General features: G+C 38.1%; 28 protein-coding genes. 22 read left to right on the top strand and 6 right to left on the bottom strand.

Going from position 1 to position 24,218, the window contains the following annotated elements:
* The first annotated feature begins 116 nt into the window (after window positions 1-116).
* On the top strand, window positions 117-269 hold the full coding sequence (locus NQZ71_RS07950; RefSeq protein ID WP_317011632.1) for a YrzI family small protein: 153 nt from the start codon (window positions 117-119) through the stop codon (window positions 267-269).
* 36 nt (window positions 270-305) lie between these two features.
* A complete protein-coding gene (locus NQZ71_RS07955; protein WP_144452573.1) occupies window positions 306-446 on the top strand; it encodes a YrzI family small protein in 141 nt (46 codons plus the stop codon).
* Window positions 447-688: 242 nt separating this feature from the next.
* On the opposite strand, the gene NQZ71_RS07960 is transcribed toward NQZ71_RS07955, so the two are convergent.
* A complete protein-coding gene (locus tag NQZ71_RS07960) occupies window positions 689-2,626 on the bottom strand; it encodes a fructose-1,6-bisphosphatase (protein ID WP_317011633.1) in 1,938 nt (645 codons plus the stop codon).
* A gap of 296 nt (window positions 2,627-2,922) precedes the next feature.
* Here NQZ71_RS07960 and sigK point away from each other — a divergent pair, with 296 nt between their 5' ends.
* Window positions 2,923-3,645 (top strand): RNA polymerase sporulation sigma factor SigK, encoded by a 723-nt coding sequence (sigK, locus tag NQZ71_RS07965; RefSeq protein ID WP_127737370.1) that lies wholly within the window; start codon window positions 2,923-2,925, stop codon window positions 3,643-3,645.
* A 58-nt stretch (window positions 3,646-3,703) separates the two neighbouring features.
* Here sigK and NQZ71_RS07970 read toward each other — a convergent pair whose 3' ends face one another.
* Window positions 3,704-4,015 (bottom strand): hypothetical protein, encoded by a 312-nt coding sequence (locus NQZ71_RS07970; RefSeq protein WP_144452575.1) that lies wholly within the window; start codon window positions 4,013-4,015, stop codon window positions 3,704-3,706.
* A gap of 277 nt (window positions 4,016-4,292) precedes the next feature.
* Here NQZ71_RS07970 and NQZ71_RS07975 point away from each other — a divergent pair, with 277 nt between their 5' ends.
* The 4 genes from NQZ71_RS07975 to NQZ71_RS07990 all read left to right on the top strand — a co-directional run bounded on the left by NQZ71_RS07975 (window position 4,293) and on the right by NQZ71_RS07990 (window position 7,912).
* Window positions 4,293-4,751 carry a hypothetical protein gene (locus NQZ71_RS07975; RefSeq protein WP_317011634.1) on the top strand — a complete coding sequence of 153 codons (459 nt, stop codon included), beginning with the start codon at window positions 4,293-4,295 and terminating at the stop codon, window positions 4,749-4,751.
* Window positions 4,752-4,826: 75 nt separating this feature from the next.
* Window positions 4,827-5,603, top strand: coding sequence for an N-acetylmuramoyl-L-alanine amidase (locus tag NQZ71_RS07980; protein WP_317011635.1), 777 nt, complete (start codon window positions 4,827-4,829; stop codon window positions 5,601-5,603).
* Window positions 5,604-5,772: 169 nt separating this feature from the next.
* Complete coding sequence (locus NQZ71_RS07985) at window positions 5,773-5,961, top strand: sporulation protein YjcZ (RefSeq protein WP_260053789.1); 189 nt, start codon at window positions 5,773-5,775, stop codon at window positions 5,959-5,961.
* A 157-nt stretch (window positions 5,962-6,118) separates the two neighbouring features.
* On the top strand, window positions 6,119-7,912 hold the full coding sequence (locus NQZ71_RS07990) for a M3 family oligoendopeptidase (protein WP_317011636.1): 1,794 nt from the start codon (window positions 6,119-6,121) through the stop codon (window positions 7,910-7,912).
* 39 nt (window positions 7,913-7,951) lie between these two features.
* Here the strand turns inward: NQZ71_RS07990 and pssA are convergent, their stop codons facing one another.
* Complete coding sequence (gene pssA, locus NQZ71_RS07995; RefSeq protein ID WP_144452580.1) at window positions 7,952-8,491, bottom strand: CDP-diacylglycerol--serine O-phosphatidyltransferase; 540 nt, start codon at window positions 8,489-8,491, stop codon at window positions 7,952-7,954.
* Between the two features lie 123 nt (window positions 8,492-8,614).
* On the opposite strand from pssA, the gene NQZ71_RS08000 reads away from it, so the two are divergent.
* The gene (locus tag NQZ71_RS08000) at window positions 8,615-9,400 is read left to right on the top strand and encodes a phosphatidylserine decarboxylase (RefSeq protein ID WP_317011637.1); all 786 of its coding nucleotides are present in this window, start codon (window positions 8,615-8,617) and stop codon (window positions 9,398-9,400) included.
* A 40-nt stretch (window positions 9,401-9,440) separates the two neighbouring features.
* Here NQZ71_RS08000 and NQZ71_RS08005 read toward each other — a convergent pair whose 3' ends face one another.
* On the bottom strand, window positions 9,441-9,581 hold the full coding sequence (locus tag NQZ71_RS08005) for a sporulation histidine kinase inhibitor Sda (RefSeq protein ID WP_127737378.1): 141 nt from the start codon (window positions 9,579-9,581) through the stop codon (window positions 9,441-9,443).
* A 423-nt stretch (window positions 9,582-10,004) separates the two neighbouring features.
* On the opposite strand from NQZ71_RS08005, the gene NQZ71_RS08010 reads away from it, so the two are divergent.
* From NQZ71_RS08010 to NQZ71_RS08045, 8 genes are read left to right on the top strand one after another with little or no spacing between them, the layout of a single operon-like run.
* A complete protein-coding gene (locus NQZ71_RS08010; protein ID WP_144452582.1) occupies window positions 10,005-10,520 on the top strand; it encodes a YqeG family HAD IIIA-type phosphatase in 516 nt (171 codons plus the stop codon).
* A gap of 3 nt (window positions 10,521-10,523) precedes the next feature.
* Window positions 10,524-11,627 carry a ribosome biogenesis GTPase YqeH gene (gene yqeH, locus NQZ71_RS08015; RefSeq protein ID WP_144452583.1) on the top strand — a complete coding sequence of 368 codons (1,104 nt, stop codon included), beginning with the start codon at window positions 10,524-10,526 and terminating at the stop codon, window positions 11,625-11,627.
* A gap of 28 nt (window positions 11,628-11,655) precedes the next feature.
* A complete protein-coding gene (aroE, locus tag NQZ71_RS08020; protein ID WP_144452584.1) occupies window positions 11,656-12,486 on the top strand; it encodes a shikimate dehydrogenase in 831 nt (276 codons plus the stop codon).
* On the top strand, window positions 12,487-12,780 hold the full coding sequence (yhbY, locus tag NQZ71_RS08025; RefSeq protein WP_127737382.1) for a ribosome assembly RNA-binding protein YhbY: 294 nt from the start codon (window positions 12,487-12,489) through the stop codon (window positions 12,778-12,780).
* Window positions 12,781-12,807: 27 nt separating this feature from the next.
* The gene (locus NQZ71_RS08030) at window positions 12,808-13,380 is read left to right on the top strand and encodes a nicotinate-nucleotide adenylyltransferase (RefSeq protein WP_317011638.1); all 573 of its coding nucleotides are present in this window, start codon (window positions 12,808-12,810) and stop codon (window positions 13,378-13,380) included.
* On the top strand, window positions 13,370-13,939 hold the full coding sequence (yqeK, locus tag NQZ71_RS08035) for a bis(5'-nucleosyl)-tetraphosphatase (symmetrical) YqeK (protein ID WP_317011639.1): 570 nt from the start codon (window positions 13,370-13,372) through the stop codon (window positions 13,937-13,939). Before NQZ71_RS08030 ends, yqeK begins: the two co-directional genes overlap by 11 nt.
* Window positions 13,940-14,296, top strand: a complete 357-nt coding sequence (rsfS, locus tag NQZ71_RS08040; RefSeq protein ID WP_144452587.1) for a ribosome silencing factor — start codon at window positions 13,940-13,942, stop codon at window positions 14,294-14,296. It abuts the gene before it with no gap.
* A complete protein-coding gene (locus tag NQZ71_RS08045) occupies window positions 14,293-15,036 on the top strand; it encodes a class I SAM-dependent DNA methyltransferase (protein ID WP_144452588.1) in 744 nt (247 codons plus the stop codon). The genes rsfS and NQZ71_RS08045 overlap by 4 nt, the downstream gene beginning before the upstream one ends.
* A 131-nt stretch (window positions 15,037-15,167) precedes the next feature.
* Here the strand turns inward: NQZ71_RS08045 and comER are convergent, their stop codons facing one another.
* Window positions 15,168-16,001: a late competence protein ComER gene (comER, locus tag NQZ71_RS08050; protein ID WP_260053793.1), complete on the bottom strand. Its 834-nt coding sequence runs from the start codon at window positions 15,999-16,001 to the stop codon at window positions 15,168-15,170.
* Window positions 16,002-16,089: 88 nt separating this feature from the next.
* Here comER and NQZ71_RS08055 point away from each other — a divergent pair, with 88 nt between their 5' ends.
* The 4 genes from NQZ71_RS08055 to holA all read left to right on the top strand — a co-directional run bounded on the left by NQZ71_RS08055 (window position 16,090) and on the right by holA (window position 21,180).
* The gene (locus tag NQZ71_RS08055) at window positions 16,090-16,686 is read left to right on the top strand and encodes a helix-hairpin-helix domain-containing protein (RefSeq protein ID WP_260053794.1); all 597 of its coding nucleotides are present in this window, start codon (window positions 16,090-16,092) and stop codon (window positions 16,684-16,686) included.
* 85 nt (window positions 16,687-16,771) lie between these two features.
* Window positions 16,772-17,359, top strand: coding sequence for a ComE operon protein 2 (locus NQZ71_RS08060; protein WP_144452591.1), 588 nt, complete (start codon window positions 16,772-16,774; stop codon window positions 17,357-17,359).
* A gap of 24 nt (window positions 17,360-17,383) precedes the next feature.
* Window positions 17,384-19,717, top strand: a complete 2,334-nt coding sequence (locus NQZ71_RS08065; RefSeq protein WP_317011640.1) for a DNA internalization-related competence protein ComEC/Rec2 — start codon at window positions 17,384-17,386, stop codon at window positions 19,715-19,717.
* Between the two features lie 431 nt (window positions 19,718-20,148).
* Window positions 20,149-21,180: a DNA polymerase III subunit delta gene (gene holA / locus NQZ71_RS08070; protein WP_144452593.1), complete on the top strand. Its 1,032-nt coding sequence runs from the start codon at window positions 20,149-20,151 to the stop codon at window positions 21,178-21,180.
* A gap of 83 nt (window positions 21,181-21,263) precedes the next feature.
* Here holA and rpsT read toward each other — a convergent pair whose 3' ends face one another.
* Window positions 21,264-21,530, bottom strand: coding sequence for a 30S ribosomal protein S20 (gene rpsT / locus NQZ71_RS08075; protein WP_127737393.1), 267 nt, complete (start codon window positions 21,528-21,530; stop codon window positions 21,264-21,266).
* A gap of 262 nt (window positions 21,531-21,792) precedes the next feature.
* Between rpsT and gpr the strand changes: the two genes are divergently transcribed.
* Both gpr and spoIIP read left to right on the top strand, forming a co-directional pair.
* Window positions 21,793-22,914, top strand: coding sequence for a GPR endopeptidase (gene gpr, locus NQZ71_RS08080; RefSeq protein WP_144452594.1), 1,122 nt, complete (start codon window positions 21,793-21,795; stop codon window positions 22,912-22,914).
* 104 nt (window positions 22,915-23,018) lie between these two features.
* On the top strand, window positions 23,019-24,200 hold the full coding sequence (spoIIP, locus tag NQZ71_RS08085; protein WP_317011642.1) for a stage II sporulation protein P: 1,182 nt from the start codon (window positions 23,019-23,021) through the stop codon (window positions 24,198-24,200).
* The last annotated feature ends 18 nt before the right edge of the window (window positions 24,201-24,218 follow it).

The following is a 24,218-nucleotide window of genomic DNA, read 5'->3' on the forward strand; positions in this document are numbered from 1 at the left end:
CATTTAGAAGCGATATGCCGCAGGAGCTTTCGACCTGTGGTTTTTTTGTGTCTTTTTAATTAAAATATTACATTTTAGTTAATAACTGGTAATTATTTTTGAAAGGAGGTGATATTATGACACTTCATATTCTTTTTATGACCATAACGATTAAGAGGAAACAACAAACTTATGAGCAATTTATGCATGATGAGCTTATGAAACAAATAATTGAAGAAAGCAAACAAAAGCAAGTAAGCTTAGGAGACTTTACAAGAAATACGTTTTAAGAGGAGAGCATTTTGAAGATAAAGGGGGTGAAAAATATGACACTGAATCTACTGTTCTTTACAGTTATTATCCGTAAACGAGAAATCAGCACAAAAGAATATTTACATCAGCAAAGAATTGAAAAATTAATGGATGAACATAAAAACAGGCAAATTACCCATCAGCGTTTACTGTAAGCTGCCAGAAAAAAATAACAAGAAAGGTGTGAAGAATCATGATAATCATTTTGCAAAGACGTCAATCAATCCTGTGGGTGGAGAAGGATACCACCTAACGAAATGAAAGGCTTGTGGAGAATGCTATGCATATGTATATATTACTGAATCAGTTGAATGCAAATGGTGGGTAGAGAGAATTAGGAAGACCATGTCTCGGTGATAAAAAAAGCTCATGCATCTTTTGATGCATGAGCTCCTAATTATCTCACTTTATATTTGTATTCAAGAAGATGCTGTAAATCATCTCTTTGCTCTAGCAATTTTTCGCCTATGTTTGTTTCCATTACTCTTTTTCGTTGCAGTTCACGATCAACAACTCTTTTGACAGATAAGACATCTGTTCCTGTTTGAAGAACATCCTCTTTGCTTATAAAGCGTTTATGTGCAACGAGCTGCATCCCGTATGAGTTATAGAGAAGCGTATAGCCTGCAATGCCAGTTTTTGACTGATAAGCCTTTGAGAAGCCACCGTCAATAACAATCATCTTGCCGTTCGCCTTAATGGGATTTTCCCCATTAATTTCTTCTACAGGCGTGTGTCCGTTGATAATATGACCATGATCAGGATTCATATCAAATTCCTGTAGTATTGACCTACAAGTTTCTTCTTCTTCCCGTAATTTATAATACGGATTTTTTTGCTCCTTATGTACTGCTTTGTCTTTAATAAAATAACGTTCAAATGTAGTCATGTCCTTTTTGCCAAATAGGGAAGAGTTCTCCCCAGTCCATAAATACCAAATCATATCTGTTGCAAGGTCATCTGTTATTTCTGGATGAGAAAAACTCTCGCGTAAATATTGCTCAAATACGTCAAGCAGCTTCTTACCGCTGTAGCTCTTGCCGTGCAGCTCCATTGTTTTCATGCTGCCATCCTGATTTAATGGAATACAACCATGGATAAGTAAATTGCCATTGTATTTTAAATAAAGATTGCCTTTTTTCATTAAGAAGGTCATATGTCTTGCCAGCTTCTCTGAATGCTGAATAGAGAACAGCAGCTTTTCCAATACTTGCTCCTCCTCAGGCAAAAGCTTTGCTGGATCATTTCGATCAAGCGTCGCGAAACAGGTATTTTCAAGCTGATAGGTGTTTCCATGCAAAAGAATAGTATTAGAATCAAAATCAATTTTATCGAGAATCAGGCGATGCTCCATCTTAAAATCAGGTCTTCTTTTAATAATAGGCTGTTCAAGCTTAAATTGAATCATGCTGATTGCCTGATGGATTTTAGTGATTTGCAGGATATTCTCCTCACCAATTTCCTCTCTTTTAGCATTTAGCTTCGGGCGAAAAGCAGTATTATCATCATAATATTTCTCTGCTAGATTCAGCAATGGCCGTAAATTAATGCCATATGCATCCTCAATGATATCCAGATTATCATAACGGGCGCAAATACGGATGATATTTGCAAGGCATACCTTAGAGCCAGCGTATGCACCAATCCACAATACATCATGATTTCCCCATTGAATGTCGACGGAATGGTAGTCCATCAATGTTTCCATGATTTTATCAGGATGTGGACCCCTGTCATAAATATCGCCGACTACATGCAAATGATCAACGACAAGTCTTTGAATCGTATAAGCCAACCCTGTTATAAGCTTACTCGCTTGACCAAGGGAAATGATTCTTTGAAGGATTTTTGAATAGTAATCTTTTTTGTTGTCTAGCTCGTCCTTTTTATACAGCAACTCTTCAATAATGTAGACAAATTGTTTAGGCAGTTCCTTACGTACTTTAGAGCGAGTATATTTGGAGGAAGCGTAAGAAACTAACCGAATCATTTTCTCGATTGTATTTGCATACCATTTATACAATAATTGGTCATTCTCGAACGTGTTGATCACAAGCTGCAGCTTTTCTTCTGGATAATAAACAAGTGTTGCAAACTCGTCCATCTCTTTTTTTGAAAGCTCCTCATGAAACAGCTCTTTGATTTTTTCCTTAACATTCCCAGATCCATTTCTTAGAACGTGCTGAAAGGCATGGAATTCCCCGTGTAAATCACTAACAAAATGCTCCGTTCCTTTCGGCAGGTTTAAAATGGCATCCAAGTTTATTATCTCGGTTACAACCTTTTCTTCACTAGTGTATTTTTCTGTTAGCAGGTCTAAATATTTTGTGTCCATCTGTACCTCTCCTATCGAAAAATTGTCCAATTATTGCTAATGATGTGGCATAAGCCCATTTTATTCCTATTTTACACACAAGGGAAGGGGAAACCTTTCTTAATATGTCTTTTTTCGTAAAAGAGAATACTGTTATTCCTGTTTCCACCTTTTAACCGCGTGTCCCCTATACCCAATGTATTTTAACTGTAAACGTAATTAAACAATATTTTCCTATTATTATTCGAGAAAGGACATGCAAGACATCCTACACCTTCACATAGTAATAAAGTATAGGCTAAAGTGGAGGTGGAACAATGTCTGGGATTTTTTATTCACTCGGGCTTTTAGTAAAAGAACTGTTGTTTCTTGTTTCTTATGTAAAAAATAATGCGTTTCCCCAGCCGTTATCTGCATCAGACGAAAAAAAGTATTTACGGCTGATGGCAGAAGGAGATTCGCATGCGCGAAATATGCTGATAGAACATAACTTACGGCTTGTTGCACATATTGTGAAGAAGTTTGAAAACACTGGTGAGGACTCGGAGGATTTAATATCTATCGGAACAATTGGTTTGATTAAGGGAATAGAAAGCTTCTCAGAAGGTAAAGGAACGAAGCTTGCCACATATGCAGCAAGATGTATTGAGAATGAAATACTTATGCATTTAAGAGCATTGAAAAAAACGAAAAAAGATGTCTCCCTTCATGACCCAATCGGTCAGGATAAAGAGGGCAATGAAATAAGCCTAATTGATGTGCTGAAGTCAGAATCAGAGGATGTAGTCAATACGATTCAGTTAAATATGGAGCTGGAAAAGGTGAAGGAATATATCGATGTCTTAGATGAACGGGAAAAGGAAGTTATTGTCGGCAGGTTTGGACTTGATTTGAAAAAAGAAAAGACCCAAAGAGAAATCGCAAAGGAACTTGGCATTTCAAGAAGCTATGTTTCTCGTATTGAAAAAAGAGCGCTGATGAAAATGTTTCATGAATTTTACAGAGCAGAAAAGGAAAAGCGGAAAAAGGGGCAGGATTAGCTTCAAAAAGGAAAAGGGCTGTGCTGTGCAGCCCTCTTTGTCATAACAGCAATTTTTATTATTGTTTGTATCGTAAATATTCCCGATTAGAGGTAGGAACATTTTTGACAACTTCGCCTGCGCGATTTTTGTATATTTCATACTCTCTGTAAGTTTCCAATACGAATCCATCCTCAACCGTCGTAGCTTCTAATTTATATTCTAATTCTGGCGCTCCGTACACTTCCTCAGATGTGCTTGCCGGCTCGCTTTCCGTTGTTTCACCATAATAATAAACATAGTCTTCATTAATTTTCGCAGTTGGTGTCTCCACATAGGCAATGAATGCAAGCAAAATAATTACGAATAGTAAAGCAAGGCGTTTCTTCATGCTCTCTCCTCCTTCCATACATAATATGCATGTCCAGCCTACATATTCGGCAATCTTAAAGGAATAGTAGGATAGAATGATAAAAAGGAAAATATTATCATTTTATGCTTAGAAGGAACATATTCATAAAAAAGTACATGCCCTTCATTGCGATTCCGCTCATAATAAAAAAAGTTCTTGGTTTGTAAATGAATTATAATATTAGTAATGTGATTGTAATATATATAACGATATAGAGTGAATATGCATGATAAGCAGGTAGGAGGATGAAAGTCAAATGCTATTGAAACAGCTGCTTTTTTTATCCGTTTTCGTTACTGCTCTTGTTTGGCCTTCACATCAGGAATATGACAGAGCAGGAGCAAATGATGACAAAACATGTGAACAAAGTGATTCAGAATGGAAGTCGGCAATAAAAAGCCTAAAGGATAAAGAAGAAGTGGATGCAGTGCTTGGAACGATGCATAAGGAAATGACTGACGCGATGAGCGGCACTGAAGTGTGGCGCTTTGACATATGTACGGCTGCCAATTACAGCTTTTCAGATCAATCTGACGCTGTTGATATAAGCAGCATTAGCGATGATATAGTGGAGAAAATCATCTTTATCAATTTTTCGGAAGATGGCAGCATCATACAGAGGAAATCCTTGTATTATAAAGGTAGTGATGGAAATATAATGGAAGTAGTCTATTTTTCGGATGGACAAGAAAAAGAACAAATATTAGAACGTTAAATATCTTCAAATTGAGATATTCGTACAAGCGATTATCAACCATCTTACTATAATAGTAGCAAGGTGGTGAAAATAATGGCAAAAATATTTATTGATCCAGGCCATGGCGGCTCTGATCCAGGAGCAGTCGGGAATGGAATTCGAGAAAAGGATATTACATTACGCATTGGGACAATGGTCAGGGATATGCTTGTCAGTGAATATGAAGGTGTAACAGTTAGGATGAGCAGAACCTCTGATGAAACAGTAAGCCTTTCACAAAGGTCAAATGCTGCAAACAGCTGGGGAGCAGACTATTTTGTATCAATCCACGTTAATGCAGGTGGTGGTACAGGGTTTGAAAGCTATGTCTACACTGGAACAGGCGCACCAACAACAACCTATCAAACAGCAGTTCATAATCGAGTAGTCAATCTTACTAACTGGGGCGATCGTGGTAAAAAACAGGCAAACTTCCATGTTGTAAGAGAAACGAATATGCCAGCTATTTTGACTGAAAACGGGTTTATTGATAATGCATCTGATGCAAATAAACTAAAAAACGCATCTTTCCTTTCCACATTAGCTAGGGGACATGCAGAAGGCATAGCAGATGCTTTCAATTTGAAAAAAAAAGAAACAACTGAAAATGATACACTTTATAAAGTGCAAATAGGTGCTTTCAGAAATAAAACAAATGCAGACAGCCTTGCAGCACAAGCAAAACGTGATGGTCTTGATGCAGCAGTGTTGTTAAGAGATAACCTTTATAAAGTCCAAATCGGTGCATTTGCAAACCGTGCAAATGCAGAAGCAATGGAAGACAGGGCTAAAGAAAAAGGTTACTCTACAATCGTAATGTCAGAATCCTAACATTCAAGAGAATAAAGGGTGGTCTAAGTTAAACCCGAACTATTTTGCGAAATAGTTCGGGTTCTTTGTTAGTAAAATGGCATAAAAAGAAAACTGCCTATAAGCAGGACCCCTGCCTAACCAACTTCGGCATTTGCAGAATAGGTTAATAGGGAGGGGAGGTTTTGTTATGACGGCATTTGGTTATCCATACCAATCGGTTCCAGGTAATCCTTATTTAGCAGGAGGGTATCCGCAAGGCTATGGCTATGGGCAACAGCAAGGCTATGGGGCGTGGTATGCTTTATTAATTGTTCTTTTCATCATTATCATCCTGTTTTGGGGTATTTGGGCATTTAGCAACTGTTTTTATTATTAACATTTATCGTAATCATTTGCCTGTTATTATGGCAAATGATTTTTTTTAGGAGAAATAGGCAGATTATCTTTCTTTCATCCTTTTATTTTGATAAATAGAAATTTTTACATAATAAAACTATAATGATATAAGAAACAAAAAAAGGAGGGGTATCATTTTGACAAACAAAATGTATGCAGATGTTTGGGATTTAGAGGTTTTTTTCCCTGGAGGAAGCAGTTCACCCGAATTCACAAAGCATCTAGAGGAGACAGGAACAAAAATCGAAGAGTTTACGAAAACAGTAAAGGAGTATGCTCCTTCAGACGGCATCACTGATCGGAAAACAGTGCGGCATTTAATCGATATGTTTGAAGGCACTGTGCAAAAAATTCGCCAGGCAGGTGCATTTGTCAGCTGTCTACAGGCACAAAACATGCATGATAAGGATGCAGATGCTCTAAGAGGGAAAGTAACAGAATTGAGTGCAAGCTTTCAGAACGGGCTGACGATCTTTGATGGGAAATTATCTCAATATGAAAATGAGCAATGGAGGCTGCTTCTTGAGGATGAAAAGCTTCATGAATTATCCTTTGTTTTGACAGAAAGAAGAACTAATGCAGTTCAAAGGCTGTCTGAAAAAGAGGAAATGCTAATCAACAAGCTGAGTGTTGACGGGTATCATGGCTGGGGCCAAATGTACGATACAGTTGTCGGCAGCATACAAATTCCGTTTGAGGAGAATGGTCATGTGAGCTATTTGTCTGTTGGGCAAGCAGCCAATAAGTTCTCACATCCAAATCGTGAAGTTCGTCAAAAGGTTTTTGTGGAATGGGAAAAGGCATGGAATGAAAAGGGTGCATTATTATCTAAGACGTTAAACCATCTTGCTGGTTTTCGTTTAAATACATATGAGATGAGAAATTGGGATAATGTGCTGAAAGAGCCGCTCGAATACAATAGAATGGACGAAAAGACACTTACAGCAATGTGGAGGGTAATCAGCAATAATAAAAAACCGCTTGTTGAGTTCTTGAACAGAAAAGCAAAATTGCTTGGGTTAGAAAAGCTGAGCTGGTTTGATGTTGATGCGCCAATTGGCAAAACAGAAACAAAAATGACTTACCAGGAGGGAGCAGAATTCATTCTCGATCATTTTGCGAAATTTGGGGAGGAAATGACGTCCTTTGCTAAAACGGCATTTGAAAACAAATGGATTGAGGCAGAAGATAGACAAGGAAAAAGACCAGGCGGCTTCCACACTTATTTTCCTGAAAGTGCTCAATCAAGAATTTTTATGACATATTCAGGAACGCCGTCCAATGTATCGACATTGGCACATGAGCTTGGTCACGGCTTCCATACGTATGCAATGAAAGACATGCATACACTTAACCGCAATTATGCGATGAATGTCGCTGAAACAGCTTCTACACTTGCAGAGATGATTGTTTCAGACGCTGCAGTGAAATACGCTTCCTCTGAGGAAGAAAAACTCGTTTTGTTAGAGGATAAAATTCAGCGTTCAGTTGCTCTGTTAATGAATATCCATGCTCGTTTTATTTTTGAAACAAGCTTCTATGAGGAAAGACGCAAAGGTCTTGTTAGTAAAGAGAGATTAAATGAGCTGATGGTTGCGGCACAAAAAGAGGCTTTTGGAGATGCATTAGAAGAATATCATCCGTCCTTCTGGGGATCAAAGCTGCATTTTTATATAACTGGTGTGCCTTTTTATAATTTTCCATATACCTTTGGATACTTATTTTCTCTTGGCATTTATGCAAAGGCCATTCAAGAAGGCAAAGGCTATGAAGACAAATATATTGCCCTCTTAAAAGACACTGCCAGCATGACTGTTGAAGAGCTGGCGAAAAAGCATCTTGATGTGGATTTGACAGATGACGCCTTCTGGGAAAGTGCCATTAAGGTATGTATAGAGGATATAGAAGAGTTTTTAGCTTTAATAAAGTAATGAAACGAAGAAATGGATGCCTTTTGGGCATCCATTTTCTTATATCTTTTTCCACTTGAAATTGCCTATCATCAAGACAGATAGGATTAAAAGAAGAAACAAGTACATGTGTGGCGCAATAAAGCTGGCTCCAAGACTGCAGAAAGTAATAATACACCCTGCTGCAGTAATAGGAAGGCCTGTGAAAAAGCCGCTGTTTTCTGTAATGTTAAATCTCGCCAGACGAAATGCCCCGCAGCAAATATATAAGACGGTAAAGAAGGAACCTACTGTACTGAATTCAAATAAAACTGCCTGGTAAAGCAACAGGGCCGGAGCCACCCCGAAGGATATAATGTCGCTCATAGAGTCCAGTTGTTTGCCTAACTCTGATTCAATGTTAAACTTGCGTGCTGCCATCCCGTCCAACCTATCAGCAAGTGCAGCAATAAAAATTAATAAAAGGCTGAGCTGAATATGGCCCTTAAGGCTATAAATGATGGAAAATCCGCCAAGGCCTAAATTGGTCAGTGTAAGGAAGTTGGCAATTTGAGCTTTTAGCTTTTTAGCGGTTTGTTCTAGCACTTCATGTAGAAACATCCCATTCACTCCCCGTATGAAATTTCTTCATACAAACTTTTTTGTTATATAATAATATATAATTTTAATGTAATATATGATTGTTCGTAAAGAAAAATTTACAATTTACTGGAGGATTATTAGTTGAAACAATTTTTTTACCGTTTTTTGATAGAACTGACTAACAGCAAGTGGAGTTCTTTACTAATAAAAAAATTCGCTAACTCAAATTTCAGTACTAAGATTATCCCCTCCTTTTCCAAGGTGTATGAAATTAATTTAGAGGAAGCAGAAAAAAAGGCGGACAATTTTGCAAGCCTTCATGATTTTTTTATCAGAAAGCTAAAATCTGGAGCAAGAGAAATACAGCATATAAGCAATGGTGTTATCAGTCCTGTTGATGCTGTTATAGAAGATATCGGCAAAATAGAAAAAGACAAAACAATAATAGTGAAAGGGAAAACGTACTCTATTGAGGAGATGCTTGGAACTCAGGATACGATAGGGCAATATGAGGGTGGTACATACTTGATTTTCTATTTAAGTCCAAAGGATTACCATCGTATTCATAGTCCAATTGCCGGAGAAATAATGAAGCAGTGGACACTTGGTGGAAAATCCTATCCAGTAAATAAATATGGCTTAAAGTACGGGAAAAGCCCGCTTTCCAAAAACTACCGGACGATTTCTGAGGTTAGAACAGCAAGTGGGCAGCATGTTGCGGTTGTTAAGGTAGGTGCCATGTTCATCAATTCTATTATTTTAAGCCACGGTCATGAAACAGTGAGTGCTGGAGAGGAAATTGCTTATTTTTCCTTCGGATCAACTGTAGTTCTTCTTTTTGAAAAGGATGCTTTAAAAATGAAAGAAGACATCACTGCACCTTATCATGTTAAAATGGGAGAGTTAATTGGAGAATTCATGGACTAATAATTAAATGGATGAAAAAAACCCGCTCATTCAGCGGGTTTTAAGAGGATACTTTCATTTTAATACTTAAGGAACGTCGGTGAATTTCTGTTTCAATGAGACGTATAAATTCGGGGCTTAAATCCAGCTCCCTAGCTTTATGATATGACTCAATCAACAATTCATCTGACAGTTTGCGCATGTCAGAACCCACCTCCAATCCATTTTTTGTAAACTTTGTTAACCGTTAGTGAATATATTATCTAGTAACCTAACTTTAACAAAAATAAACATTTAGAACAACTGTTCTCTTATCCACAATCTCCCGTGGATAACCTGTGGTTAAGTTGTTTGTAAGTATAAAGATGTTTATTATAACAAAGGGTATAATGTGTATAAGGTTATCCACATATGTTGAATTTTGCGTTTTTTGTCGAAAAATATTTTTAGAATATAAAAAAAAGTAGTCATTAACTTCTTTTCGTGGGTAGAAAAAGGTATAATATTACTTTCATTAAATTTGTTTTGCGGATATAAATTAATATAGTGTGACGTACATACAACTGGAATGAACATATAATTGAAATTCTTCTGATCAACTAGTAGATAAAAGAGGTGTCCATCATTGTTAAATAATTTTTTGCCTGATCAGTTTGTTAAAAATATATTCGAAATTACGCCAGAGCTTCTGAAAGAAAAAGGAGTAAAGGGCATTATAACGGATCTTGACAATACACTTGTTGAATGGGACCGTCCGTTGGCAACGCCACAGATATTGGAATGGTTCGAAGATATGAAGAAAAACAATATAAAAGTTACAATCGTTTCAAATAATAAGGAAGGAAGAGTAAAGTCCTTTTCTGATCCTTTAAACATCCCATTTATCTTTGCAGCAAGAAAACCAATGGGCAGAGCCTTTCGCAGAGCGCTTAAGGAAATGGAGCTCTCAAAAACGGAAGCAGTCGTCATTGGAGATCAGCTGCTTACAGATGTTCTCGGCGGAAACCGCAGCGGATTTCACACAATCCTCGTTGTGCCTGTAGCTCAAACAGATGGATTTGCGACAAGGTTGAACAGAAAAATTGAAAGAAGAATTTTAAATTGGTTCCGGAAAAAAGGAAAATTGACTTGGGAGGATTAATAAGTGACAGAAAGAATACATTGCTTTGGATGCGGAGTTGCCATTCAGACTGAAAATAAAGAGGAGCTTGGTTATGCACCTGCTTCTTCTTTAGAGAAGGAAACGATAATTTGCCAGCGCTGCTTCCGCTTGAAGCATTATAATGAAGTACAGGATGTATCATTGACAGATGATGATTTCTTAAAGATACTGAATGAAATCGGCAGAAGTGACAGTCTCATTGTAAAGATTGTTGATATATTTGATTTTAATGGCAGCTGGCTTCCTGGGCTGCATCGCTTTACAGGCAAGAACAAAGTGTTGCTGATAGGAAATAAAGTTGACCTGCTTCCAAAGTCAGTTAACAAGCAAAAAGTAATCAATTGGATGAAAAAAGAAGCGAAGGATCTTGGCTTAAGACCTGCTGATGTCTTTTTAGTAAGCGCCCAAAAGGGTCAAAGCATTAAAGAAGTGCTTGAGGCTATTGAGTATCACCGCGAAGGAAAAGACGTTTATGTAGTTGGTTGTACGAATGTAGGTAAATCGACATTCATCAACTCTGTCCTTAAAGAGGTTTCTGGAGAGGAAAATATCATTACAACATCTCATTTCCCAGGAACTACGCTTGATATAATAGAAATCCCATTATCAGACGGTAAGGCGTTAGTAGATACACCAGGAATTATTAACCACCATCAAATGGCTCACTTTGTTGATAAAAGAGATTTAAAGGTTATTACTCCGAAAAAAGAAATAAAATCGAAAGTGTTCCAGCTGAATGAAGGACAAACATTGTTCTTTGGAGGTTTAGCGCGCTTTGATTTTACTAGCGGTGACCGCCATTCATTCGTTTGCTATTTCTCTAATGAACTGGATATCCACCGCACTAAAACAGAAAATGCTGATGCACTTTATGAAAAGCATGCCGGGGAAATGCTGACACCTCCAAAACGAGATGAAATGGAGCATTTTCCAAAGCTAATTAAGCATGAATTCACGATAAAAGAACCGAAAACAGATATTGTTTTTTCAGGACTTGGCTGGATTACTGTGAATGAGCCAAATATTAAAGTTTCTGTGTATGTTCCACAAGGTGTTCATGCAATGATCAGAAAGTCGCTAATCTAAAGAGAGAGAATAAACAGGGAGAGTGGATATGAAAAGGTTTGCGGTTATAGGGGATCCAATTAAACATTCTATGTCACCATATATGCATAATGATTTGTTTCAGCACTATCAAATCGACGCTCGATATGATAGGGTTCATATTGAAAAGGGAATGCTAGAAACGGGACTGGAACTATTGAAAAAAGACGGTTTGGCCGGATTTAACGTAACCGTTCCTCATAAAACGGACATCCTCCCTTTTTTGGATGAACTTGATCCTCTTTGCAAAGAGATTGGTGCTGTTAACACTGTTGTGAATGAAAATGGAAAATGGATTGGCTATAATACAGATGGGGCTGGTTATCTGGCAGGCATCCTTAAGGTGATGCCTGAATTAAAGGATAAAAAAACGTTAATGATTGGTGCTGGCGGTGCTGCTAGAGCCATTTATTTCACTTTAGCTCATCATGGTGTCGAAATCATTGATATAGTCAACCGCACAAAAGTGACAGCAGAGCAATTAAAGGCAGCCTGTCCTTACCCGGTTCAAACGGAAATACTGTCTGCTGTAGCAGCAGAACAGCAGCTCGGAGAATATGACTTAATCATCCAGACAACATCTATAGGAATGTCACCTGAAATAGATGACTCTCCGTTAGATGTAACGAATATAAAAGAAAATGCTCTTATAAGCGATATTATATATAATCCGCTCGAGCCAAAAATCCTGCAAGAAGGTAAAAGCCGTGGAGCAATTGTTCAAAATGGAATTGAGATGTTCGTATATCAAGGGGCATTAGCGTTTGAAAAGTGGCTAGGCCTGATGCCGGACACAGATAGAATGAGAAAAAATGTAAGGAAACAACTAGGAGGCAACTAAATGCTAAAGGGTAAACAAAAAAGATACTTGCGTGCAATGGCACACCATTTGAATCCGATTTTCCAAGTTGGAAAAGGCGGAGTGAATGAAAACATGATTAAGCAAATTGGCGAGGCACTTGAAGTAAGAGAGCTTCTAAAAGTAAGTGTGCTTCAAAACTGTGAAGAAGACAAAAGTGTTGTGGCAAGAGAGCTTGCTGAAGGAACTAAAGCAGAGCTTGTACAGTTAATTGGTTCAACAATTGTTCTTTACAAGGAATCAAAAGAGAACAAAAGCATTAACTTGCCATCATAATCATAATCGTTAGAAGAGGCGATATCTTTGAGAAAAAAGATTGGAATATTGGGAGGAACATTTGACCCTCCTCATATCGGTCATCTAATTATTGCGAATGAGGTCATGCATCATGAAAATTTGGATGAGATTTGGTTTATGCCAAATCAGGAGCCTCCGCATAAAATAAAATCAGGGAGCGCATCCAACGAAGACCGTTTAGCGATGCTGCGTCTAGCAATTAAGGATAAGGAAGGGTTTCATGTCCAGACGATTGAACTGGACAGGGAAGGCAAATCCTATACTTTTGATACGATGACTATCTTAAAAGAAATGCATCCTGAATTTGAATTTCATTTCATCATTGGTGCCGATATGGTCGAGTACTTACCAAAATGGTACATGATTGATGAATTGCTTCAACTGGTCCATTTTATAAGCGTTAATAGGCCAAACTATAGCAGTGATACAAGCTATCCCGTACAATTTGTCGAAGTACCGGATATTAACATATCCTCAAAGCTGATAAGAGGCAGGCTTATAAAGGGAGAAACTATATCGTTTCTTGTTAAAGAAGAAGTGGAACGATATATTAAGGAGAAGAGATTATATGAATCGTGAACAAGCGCTTCTCATCGTAAAAAAACAATTGACAGAACAGCGGTATGTTCACACAATTGGTGTCATGGGAACAGCCATTGAACTGGCGAAGCGATATGATGAAGATACGGAAAAAGCGGAATTGGCAGCCATTTTTCATGACTATGCAAAATTTCGTCCGAAAGAAGAAATGAAACAAATCATTATTGATGAAAAAATGGATAAAACATTGTTAGCCTTTCATTCTGAACTTTGGCATGCTCCTGTTGGGGCTTACTTAGTCGAAAAGGAAGCAGGCATAAATGATCAAGCAGTGCTTAATGCCATTAAGTATCATACTTCTGGAAGACCTGGAATGAGCAAACTGGAAAAAATCATTTACTTAGCAGATTATATCGAGCCAGGAAGATCCTTCCCTGGAGTCGATGAGGTTAGAGAATTAGCGATGATCAGTTTGGATGATGCTTTTATAAAATCAGTTAAAAATACAATTTCATTTTTAATGAGCCGCAACCAATCGGTCTTTCCTGCGACATTTGAAATGTATAACAGCTTTGTAACAAAAACGGAGGTAGAATAAATGGAAGAACGTAATTTGCTTTTGACTGCTGTTAAAGCAGCAGATGATAAACGAGCAGAAAATATAGTAGCATTAAACATGAAAGGAATCTCTTTAGTCTCAGATTATTTCGTGATTTGTCACGGTAATTCTGATAAACAGGTGCAGGCAATTGCGAATGAGATTAAAGATAAATGTGGAGAAATTGGTGTAACAGTCAAGCGTTTGGAAGGATTCCAAGAAGCGAAATGGATTCTTGTTGACCTTGGAGACATCGTTGTGCACGTCTTTCACCGTGATGAAAGAACGTATTACAATTTGGAAAGACTTTGGGGAGATGCACCAGTTGAAAATATCCAAAGTGTGATTGAGCAATGAGTTATCAGCAATTCGCTTATCTATATGACAGGTTGATGGATGATGTTCCATATGATAAGTGGGTGGAGCTCCTATTAGCAGCGAGACAGGAGTACAACATAAAGGGCAGTAATCTCCTTGATTTAGCCTGTGGTACTGGTGAGCTGTCCGTTAGGCTGGCTCAAAAGGGGTTTGCTGTAACAGGTGCAGATATTTCTTCAGATATGCTAAGTGTTGCTCAAAACAAAGCGGCAGAACATAATCTTTCTGTGTTTTTTATGGAGAAGGACATGTCAGAGCTTGAGGATTTACCATTGTTTGATTTCATCGGTATCTTTTGTGATTCATTAAATTACCTGCAGACAGAAGAACAGGTTGTGAACACATTTAAGGGTGTATATGAGCACTTAGATGATGGCGGATTATTTATGTTTGACGTTCATTCCTTGTATAAAATGAACCATCTTTTCCAAAATCAAACGTATGCACTGAATGATGAAGATGTCAGTCTTATTTGGCTCTGCTATGAAGGAGAACATCCTAACAGTGTCGAGCATGATTTATCGTTTTTCCATTTGGACGAGTCCACACAGCAATATAATCGTTATGATGAATTGCATTTTCAACGGACTTTTTCAATAGAGCAATACAGCAGTTGGCTTAAATCCGCCGGTTTTTCGATTCAGAAAGTGACCGCGGATTTTCAGAATGGCGAAATAAAAGAGGACGCAGAGAGAATCTTTTTTTACTGCATGAAATAACTAAAGAAACACACCTTTTTTGAGGTGTGTTTTTTATGTACACTTTTTGTGTAAAAGCTAGTTACAAGAAAAAACAAACTAATAAGCAGGAATTTTCTTTTACGTCTCGAATGGTATAATAGCAGAAATTCCTAAATATTTTTATGGATAACTAAGGAATTTTTGACTGACTGTAAATCCTCTTCAAATTTATGCTGTGTTGCTTGAAACAGTTGATTGAATGTATCACCAATGTTCTTTTCCAATACGTTAATGCCTTCTCCTGTGACCCCGCCTTTTACACTAACCTTTTCTTGCAGTGTCGGTAATGTGTAATACCCCTTTTCTAACAGCTGTCCTAGCCCTATCAGCATCTCACTTGCCAGCTTTGTGGCCGTGTCGGCGTCAATGTCCGTTTCCTCAACAGCCCCATCAATAAAGCGCTGTGTCAAATAGCTGAAAAATGCAGGTCCGCAGCTGACGATATCTGACGCAACTCTTGTAATGTTATCAGCAATCTCAGTAGGTGTAGAGAAATTGTTAAACAGTGTACTTAAAGCATGCTTCCATTCTTGTGTACAGTTGCTTCCATAAGAAAATAATGCTACCCCACATAGTGCTCTATTTGTAATGCTCGGGATAATTCGAGCGACAGAGCATGACACTGCATCCTCTAGCTGCTCTGTATTAATGGGGCTTGTAATGGACACAACACATTTGTCTGCCGAAAGATATGGAGCGATGTCAGAAGCTACACTAAAGACATCATGCGGCTTTACACACAAAAAAATAAGATCAGCATTTTGCGCAACCTTCTTGGCTGTTTTTAAAACAGTAACTGCCGGATATATCTCCTTAATTTGAATTGCTTTTGCCAGCGTACGATTTTGTATTAGTAAGTCAGCAGGAGAAATAGCCTTACTTTCAAGCAATGCCTCTATAAGAATTTTCCCCATATTGCCTGTTCCAATCATTCCTATTTTCACGGTTTATTTCCCCCCTATAATGAGCGGTTTCTCATATAACGATATGAGTGTTTAACATGGATTATACCTAGAAAGGAAGAATACTGACATGAAATGGCTTTCAGAAAAAAGACTTATTATATTGCTTTGCGCGGCACTTGCTGTGTTTATTGGGTATCACTTTGTTTCTAAAGCAAATGAGACTGCAGCAGGAATAGAGCTGGGAGAGCTGGCTGATGCTGGCATGGAGGAAGCACAAGTAAAACAGGAGCCAGAGCCAGATATCTATGTCGATGTGAAAGGAGCTGTTAAGGCTCCCGGCTTGTATGAAGCAAAACAAGGAGAACGGGTCATGGATATAATTGAAAGGGCGAATGGATTCACAAACGAAGCTGACGAAAATGCGATCAATCTCGCAGAAAGAGTGGAAGATGAGATGATTGTTTATATTCCAAAGCTTGGTGAGGAGCTAAAAAGTGTTAATGGTGATGCAGGACAGAATGGGGATACAGCCCTTGTAAACATTAATGAAGCAAACAGCAGTCAATTGCTTACATTGCCTGGAATAGGAGAAGCTAAAGCATCTGCAATTATGGATTACAGAGAACAAAATGGCGGGTTTAAGGATGCGGCTGAATTAAAGGAAATAAGCGGGATTGGTGAGAAAACTTTTGAAAAGTTAAAGGAGCTTATCACAGTAAAGTAGCGTTTCTGATGTCAAATTGACGTAGAGATGTCTTGCATATAAACTAAGGATAGTTTTTAAGATCTTTTTTAGGAGTGGCTGAAAAATGGAAAGATTATCTTGGAATGAATATTTTATGGCACAAAGTGAATTACTTGCATTGAGGAGTACATGTACTAGGCTTGCTGTCGGTGCAACAATTGTCAGGGATAAAAGAATCATAGCAGGAGGCTACAATGGCAGTATTGCTGGTGGGGTGCACTGTATGGATGAAGGCTGTTACGTAATTGATCATCATTGTGTCCGCACGATTCATGCAGAAATGAATGCCATCCTGCAATGTGCTAAGTTTGGTGTGGCAACAGCCTCAGCAGACATTTATGTTACTCATTTTCCTTGCCTGCAATGCTGTAAGGCGATTGTACAGGCCGGTATTAAGACAGTATATTATGAACATGATTATAAAAACCACCCATATGCGATTGAGCTTTTTAAACAGGCAAAGGTACATGTTGAAAAGGTAGAAAAACAACAGGTTATTTTTGATAATAATAAAATGGAAAAGAAGCTATTTGTTGAGACGTTGTTAAATCAGCTGAAAGATAGCAGGGAGGACATGGAAGGGATTGAGGAATTAGAAAAGCAAGCAGAAGAGCTGTTTTCCATTATCCCTACAGAAACTTCTTCAGTATAAGGAAGAAGTTTCTCTTTAAATTTTATGAGCAGACAATATAATAACCTCCTTTTTTATGCAATAGCTTCGCTTCTGGCAACCCTCTCTGCCTTAACATTTTTCCTCCCTTTTGCGGCAATTTTTATCATGCTGGCCAGTTGGCTCATTACTGTAAAAAAATGGTCATATCCAGCTGTTTTATTGCTGTTATTCCTTTTTGTAGTCTTTTTTTATAGAGTCCAAATTGATCAAAAAACCAATGTTACCGGCTTAAATGAAACTCAATCAACGTTTTCGTTGACCATACAGGAAGTACCAAAAATAGATGGAGACAAGTGGACAGTTACTGCCGAAGACACTGGAACAGGTGAAAAACTTCTGCTCCATTATAAATTGCGTACACCTTCAGAAAAACAGCATATTTCCAAACAGCCCTTTCTTGGACAAACATGTACAATTACAGGGAAGCTGATAAAGCCTGCAGCAGCTGCCAATGAAGGTATGTTTGACTATAAAAGCTATTTGGCAGGGAAGTCCATCCATTGGCTGCTGGAAGTAGATAGACAAGGCTTTTCCTCGTGCGAACAATCAAATTTTCATCCACTATACTTTATTCTAATGCTAAGAGAGAAAGGCATCAGCTGGATTAACACTGTATTTACCGAACAAACTGCTCCAGTTGCGATTGCGTTATTGTTTGGAGACAGAGATTATATGGCTGGTGATATTCAGTCAGCATACCAAAAAATAGGGATAGTCCATTTGTTAGCCATTTCTGGGTCACATGTTATCCTTTTAATAGGGATGTCCTATTACGGCTTACTGCGAATAGGTGTCACGAGACAAAGGAGCATTACGATATTATTGATTTTTTTGCCTGCTTACACCATCCTGACAGGATTAAGTCCCTCTGTCATCAGAGCTGTTTCGACAGCCATGCTAGTGCTTATGCAAAAAAGGTGGCGGCGAACAGATTACTCCTCAATTGATTTATTAAGCATCGCTTTTGTTATTTATTTGTTTTTGAATCCGAGAATTGTCTATGACATTGGCTTTCAGCTGTCCTTTGTTGTCAGTCTGTTTTTATTGCTTAGCACCACTATCCTTAATCAAACAGAAAAAAAACCATGGAAAATGTATGTACTGACTGCCTATTTTTGTGAATTGTCTGTACTGCCTTTCCTGTTAAGTTATTTCCACGAGTTGCCTGTATTGTCCCTTCTCGCAAACCTTGTATATATCCCCTTTTATTCTGTGCTTCTTCCATACTGTATAATAGTGTTTCTTCTATCGATGCTTTTTGTAAATATGACCCCACTGCTTCTTTATCCACTCGATAAACTTTGCTTGTTGTCTGACTGGCTTGCTTTAACAGCTGCAAAACTTCCGCATGTTACAATGATTTTTGGAAAGCCAGACAAGCTGGAGCTGCTTCTGTATATCCTGCTTATCCCGCTATTTTTCTACCTGTATGAGGCATTTCCTGATAAGAGAAAAAGCATATTTCTTATCCCGTTAAGCCTCCTTCTGTTTCAGCATGCGGGAAACATATGGAGCTCGTACGGAGAAGTTGTTTTTATTAATGTCGGGCAAGGTGACAGTGTGTTGATTCACGAGCCCTTTAACCAAGGAACATATCTTATTGATACAGGAGGCACAGTTACCTTTAAACAAGAGGAATGGACGAAAAGAGACGATCGCTACGAGGTTGGTGAAGACACGCTAGTTCCTTACTTAAAAAGCAAAGGAATTTCAAAAATTGACAAACTAATTCTTACACATGGGGATTTGGATCATGTAGGCGGCAGTGTGGCAGTTATCAAGAATCTTCAAGTGAAGCAAATTCTTATGGCTAAAACTAATTTGAAACTAACTGAAGAGGAAGTGGAAATATGTGAGCTTGCAAAAAAGAAAAATATTCCTGTCCTGTTTGTAGAAGCAGGAAATCACTGGACGAGTCGAGATGCAGGTTTTCAGATTCTTGCCCCAATAGCAGATGCTGATTATAGCAGTGGTGAAAATGATGGATCCCTCGTCATTTCAGCCAGAATTGGAGGCTTGACTTGGCTGTTTCCTGGTGATATTGAAGAGATTGGGGAAGAAATGCTGCTTAATAAAAAAACAGATTTAAAGGCTGATATACTGAAGATTGCTCATCATGGAAGCAAAACCTCCACAACAGAAGACTTTCTTCACGCAGTAGATCCATCCGTTGCCATCATTTCAGCAGGCAAAAACAACAGCTACGGGCATCCGAATAAAGGGGTGCTTGAAAGATTGCATGCAAAAAACATAACGGTGTGGAGAACAGATGTGAATGGAACCATTTCTTTTAAATATTCACAAAAAAAAGGCACCTTTTTTTTGCAAATGCCATAAACTATATCAAAACCACAGGGAAAGTTCATCCGCATAATAGAGAATTCCTTTTTGAAATATCATACTTAAATTCCATGAATAATCTGCGGGTATCCTGGTTTGGTTTTTTTGTTTCACGAGTGTTTGTGCGAAAACGCTAATAACAGTGTACCGTAGCATATTAAGTATCCTAGGCCTTAATATGCTACGTTCATTATAGATTGAAAGCGGGTTACCTAATAAAGAAATGTAAATGCCTTCTTTGAAAAGCCACCACCAACGTTTTTCAAAGAGGGCTGGAGCTTTTCTATAAAATGGTTGCCCGCTTTCTAGTTTTTATCACTTGTCAAAATGGAAATGCTTCTTTACGATATAAGATAGACGAAAAATAGATGCTTGGCTTGCTGCCTTGCTCCCCTTGCCAGAGGGATATGAACGGAGAGAATAATGTTATGATGCAAGAAATTTGGAAAAAAATAAAAAGACAGGAATTTGCGCCCGTTTATTTGATGTATGGACAAGAGTCTTTTTTAATAAATGAAACAAAGCAGCTTTTAATTCAAACCGCATTAAATCCAGAAGAAGAGGACTTTAACTTATCGACGTATGATTTGGAGGAGGTCAGTATAGAGCTGGCAATTGAGGATGCTGAAACGATTCCGTTTTTTGGTGATAGAAAGGTTATCGTCCTGCAAAATCCATTTTTCCTGACAAGTGAGAAAACAAAATCAAAGGTGGAACATGATGTAAAGAGGCTAGAAGCATACTTAAACGAGCCTTCTCCCTATACGATAATCGTTTTTACAGGAAGCTATGAAAAGCTGGATGAACGGAAAAAAATCACAAAAGAAATGAAAAAGACTGCTGAAATTCTCGAAGCAAAGAAGTTAAATGAACAAGAATTAAAAAATTGGATGAAGCAAAGAGCTTCCTACAATAAAGTAGAATTAGACAACGATGCACTCGATTCCCTTCTTAGTATTGCTGGAACAAATTTGTTTCTTCTGACAAGTGAAGTGGACAAAATGGCGCTTTATGTGCAGGATTCCAAACTCATTACGAAGGAAATTGTCGAGGAGCTGGCCGCTAAGTCGCTGGAACAGAACATTTTCGCTCTTGTTGAGAAAATAATTAACAAAAGAATTGATGAGGCATTAAGGATTTATTACGATCTATTAAAGCAAAATGAAGAGCCATTAAAAATGCTCGCAATCATCACAAATCAGTTTCGCCTTATTTATCAAGTGAAGGCACTTGCGAAAACAGGCTATGGACAGCAGCAAATCGCGTCTGTTTTAAAGGTCCATCCGTTTCGGGTGAAGCTTGCAGCAGGTCAGGCTAATCGGTTTACAGATGAGGAGCTGACACGGTGTATCAGCATGTTCGCTGAGGCTGATTACCAGATGAAAACAAGCGGAATGAACAAGACAATGATCATTGAAATGATTCTTTTTAAATTAGGACAAGCTAATAGAAACGCATAGAAAAAAACGCTGCCCTTTGGCAGCGTTTTTTTTATGTACCAATTAAAAAGGCCACCAAATGAATGATAGCCTATTTTAATTAATTATGCATTGATCGCGTTTTTTCTCTTAGCTAGACGAGATTTCTTACGAGCAGCAGCATTTTTATGGATAAGACCTTTTGAAGCAGCCTTGTCTAAGTTGCTAGCAGCTACTACAAAGCTTTCGTTCGCAGCATTAGTATCTTCAGAAGCGATAGCAGCTTCTGCTTTTTTAACAGCAGTACGCATTGCTGATTTAACTGTAGTGTTTTGAGCGTTACGAGCGTTGCTAGTTTTTACGCGTTTAATAGCAGATTTAATGTTTGGCATTTACGTTCACCTCCTAAAAAGAAGCATCGAGAATCATATATAAACTCGATTTTTACATTCCTAAAAAACTTAAAGAACAAATGATATTTTATCAAACGGTTTGTAATAATGCAATACTCTCCTCTTAATTTGCCCCGTTAACAGGCATTTTTTTATTTAAACATAAGAAAAAGCTGATTAAACTCTTTCTATGTGGTGAATTTTTTTGTCTCAGCAAGGAAAAGATAGAATATATCAATTATTCGTGGGAGGGGAATGTAGGATGAGTGAACAGCTGGATTTAAGCATGTATGCCGTCAGAACTGATTTGGCAATTGAAGCAAATGAATTGGCACTTAGCCAAAGAGCGCATATTCAAACAGAACCGAACCAATCTCAACTTGATGGGGTAATCATAAAGGAAAAAGAAGAGAATGGTATAAAAGTATCTTATGTCGAAGTAACAGATAAAGGTGAAGAACTTATTGGCAAGAAAAAAGGCAAGTATTTAACACTGGAAGTCATGGGCATACGCCAGCAGGACAGTAAGCTGCAGGCGGAGGTTGAAAAATTATTTGCCAAGGAATTCTCTCAATTTCTAGCATCGAATAATATTTCTGCAGATGCCTCCTGCCTAGTAGTAGGTTTAGGTAACTGGAATGTAACTCCAGATGCGCTTGGCCCGCAAGTTTGTGAAAACATTCTTGTGACAAGACATTTGTTTGAATTGCAGCCCCAAAATGTGGATAAAGGCTACAGACCAGTCAGTGCGTTATCACCAGGAGTTATGGGACTGACAGGAATTGAGACAAGTGACATTATTAAAGGCGTTGTGGAAAAAACAAACCCGGATTTTGTCATTGTAATTGATGCACTAGCATCAAGAAGCATTGATAGAGTTAATTCTACCATCCAAATTTCTGATACGGGTATTCATCCAGGTTCTGGTGTTGGCAATAAACGAAAAGAGTTAAGTAAGGAAACATTAGGTAGACCTGTAATTGCAATAGGTGTTCCAACAGTTGTTGATGCTGTTTCGATTACAAGCGATACGATCGATTATATTTTGAAGCATTTTGGAAAAGAATTGAAGGAAGGGGACAGGCCTTCTAGGGCTCTAGCTCCCGCCGGTTTAAGCTTTGGAGAAAAAAGAGTGCTGACAGAAGAGGATTTACCAGAAGAGCATCATCGAAAAACATTTTTAGGCATTATCGGCACACTGCCAGAGGAAGAAAAGCGCAAGCTTATTTTTGAAGTGCTTTCTCCAATTGGTCACAACTTAATGGTCACTCCAAAGGAAGTGGATGTTTTCATAGAGGATATGTCCAACCTGCTAGCTAATGGTCTGAATGCATCACTGCATGCTGCTATTAATCAGGATAATGTCGGATTTAATACACATTAATTTATACACCGTCAGAAAAAGAATCTAGCATTTTGAAAAAAACAATAGTTCTATCTCTCCTAGCATTTACATAGTAATTAATAGACTTGCTAGGAGAGGTGAACATGAAACCATTACGAAAAAAAACAGACGTTTACATATTGAATGCCAATATCATGAATATCCTGCCCGTATTTTTTATGCTGTTTATTGTTATTTTTATTTTAGTGATAGCTGTTTCGGCCGTAAAGCAGGAAATAGACATGGGTGCAACCATCATGAAAGAATCACCTAGCGAGATAGAAGGGAGCTTCTTTTATTCTCTGCTCGGTTCTGAAAATCATTATTTTTTGTCTGCTCTATCAGAAGAACAGAAAGATTTAGTTATAAGTCAATTGTTTATAAAGCTAGCAACAAATATTAATTTAGACGATCCAAGAAGCCTGCTTGGAAGAGAGCTTCCTGCCTTTTCTTTATATGACAGTGAAATACTCGTAGCAGGTGATGGAACAAACTATACGAATTTGCCTCTAGAATCAGCACCTCCACAGCCTTTTATCGAGGCTGGAAAAGAAGCGGCACTGCAGCGTACGGATGAAATAAAAAGACTGGAAGAAAAAGAGAAGACACAAACCGCAGCCGCTCCCACAACAGGCGATAAAAAAATTGTCTATTTGTATTTTTCCCATAATCGAGAATCCTTCCTGCCTTACCTTAAAGGTGTAAAGGACCCAAATCTTGCTCAACACTCGAAAATAAACATCACAAACCTAGGAGATGTCATGAAAGAGGAGCTGGAAATGAAGGGGATCGGCACAACCGTAGAAAAGAAAGATATTCAAAATCTGCTCAATAAAAAAGGGTGGAGCTACACCCAATCCTATCAAGGTTCAAGAGAAGTGGTAGCAGCAGCAATGTCTGACAATAGAGATTTAAGTTATTTTATTGATATCCATCGTGATTCTCAAAGACGAAAAAACACAACGACTACGATTGATGGCAAGGACTATGCAAAAATTGCCTTTGTGATTGGCGGAAATAACAAAAATTTCGAAAAGAACCAGCAGCTTGCCGAAGAATTGCATGGCATCCTAAAGAAGAAATACAAGTCCTTATCAAGAGGCGTTATCTTGAAAAAAGGGGCGTATACCAATGGGAAATTTAATCAGGACTTGTCAGAAAACAGTATATTGGTTGAAATTGGCGGTGTTGACAATACGTTTGCAGAGCTGAACAGAACGTCAAAAGCTTTGGCAGATGCTTTTAGTGAGTATTATTGGAAAGCAGAGAGTGTGAACGGTAACTAAAAAAATGGACAAGTAAGG

It is taken from the genome of Niallia taxi (assembly GCF_032818155.1).
GTDB lineage: Bacteria > Bacillota > Bacilli > Bacillales > Cytobacillaceae > Niallia > Niallia taxi_A.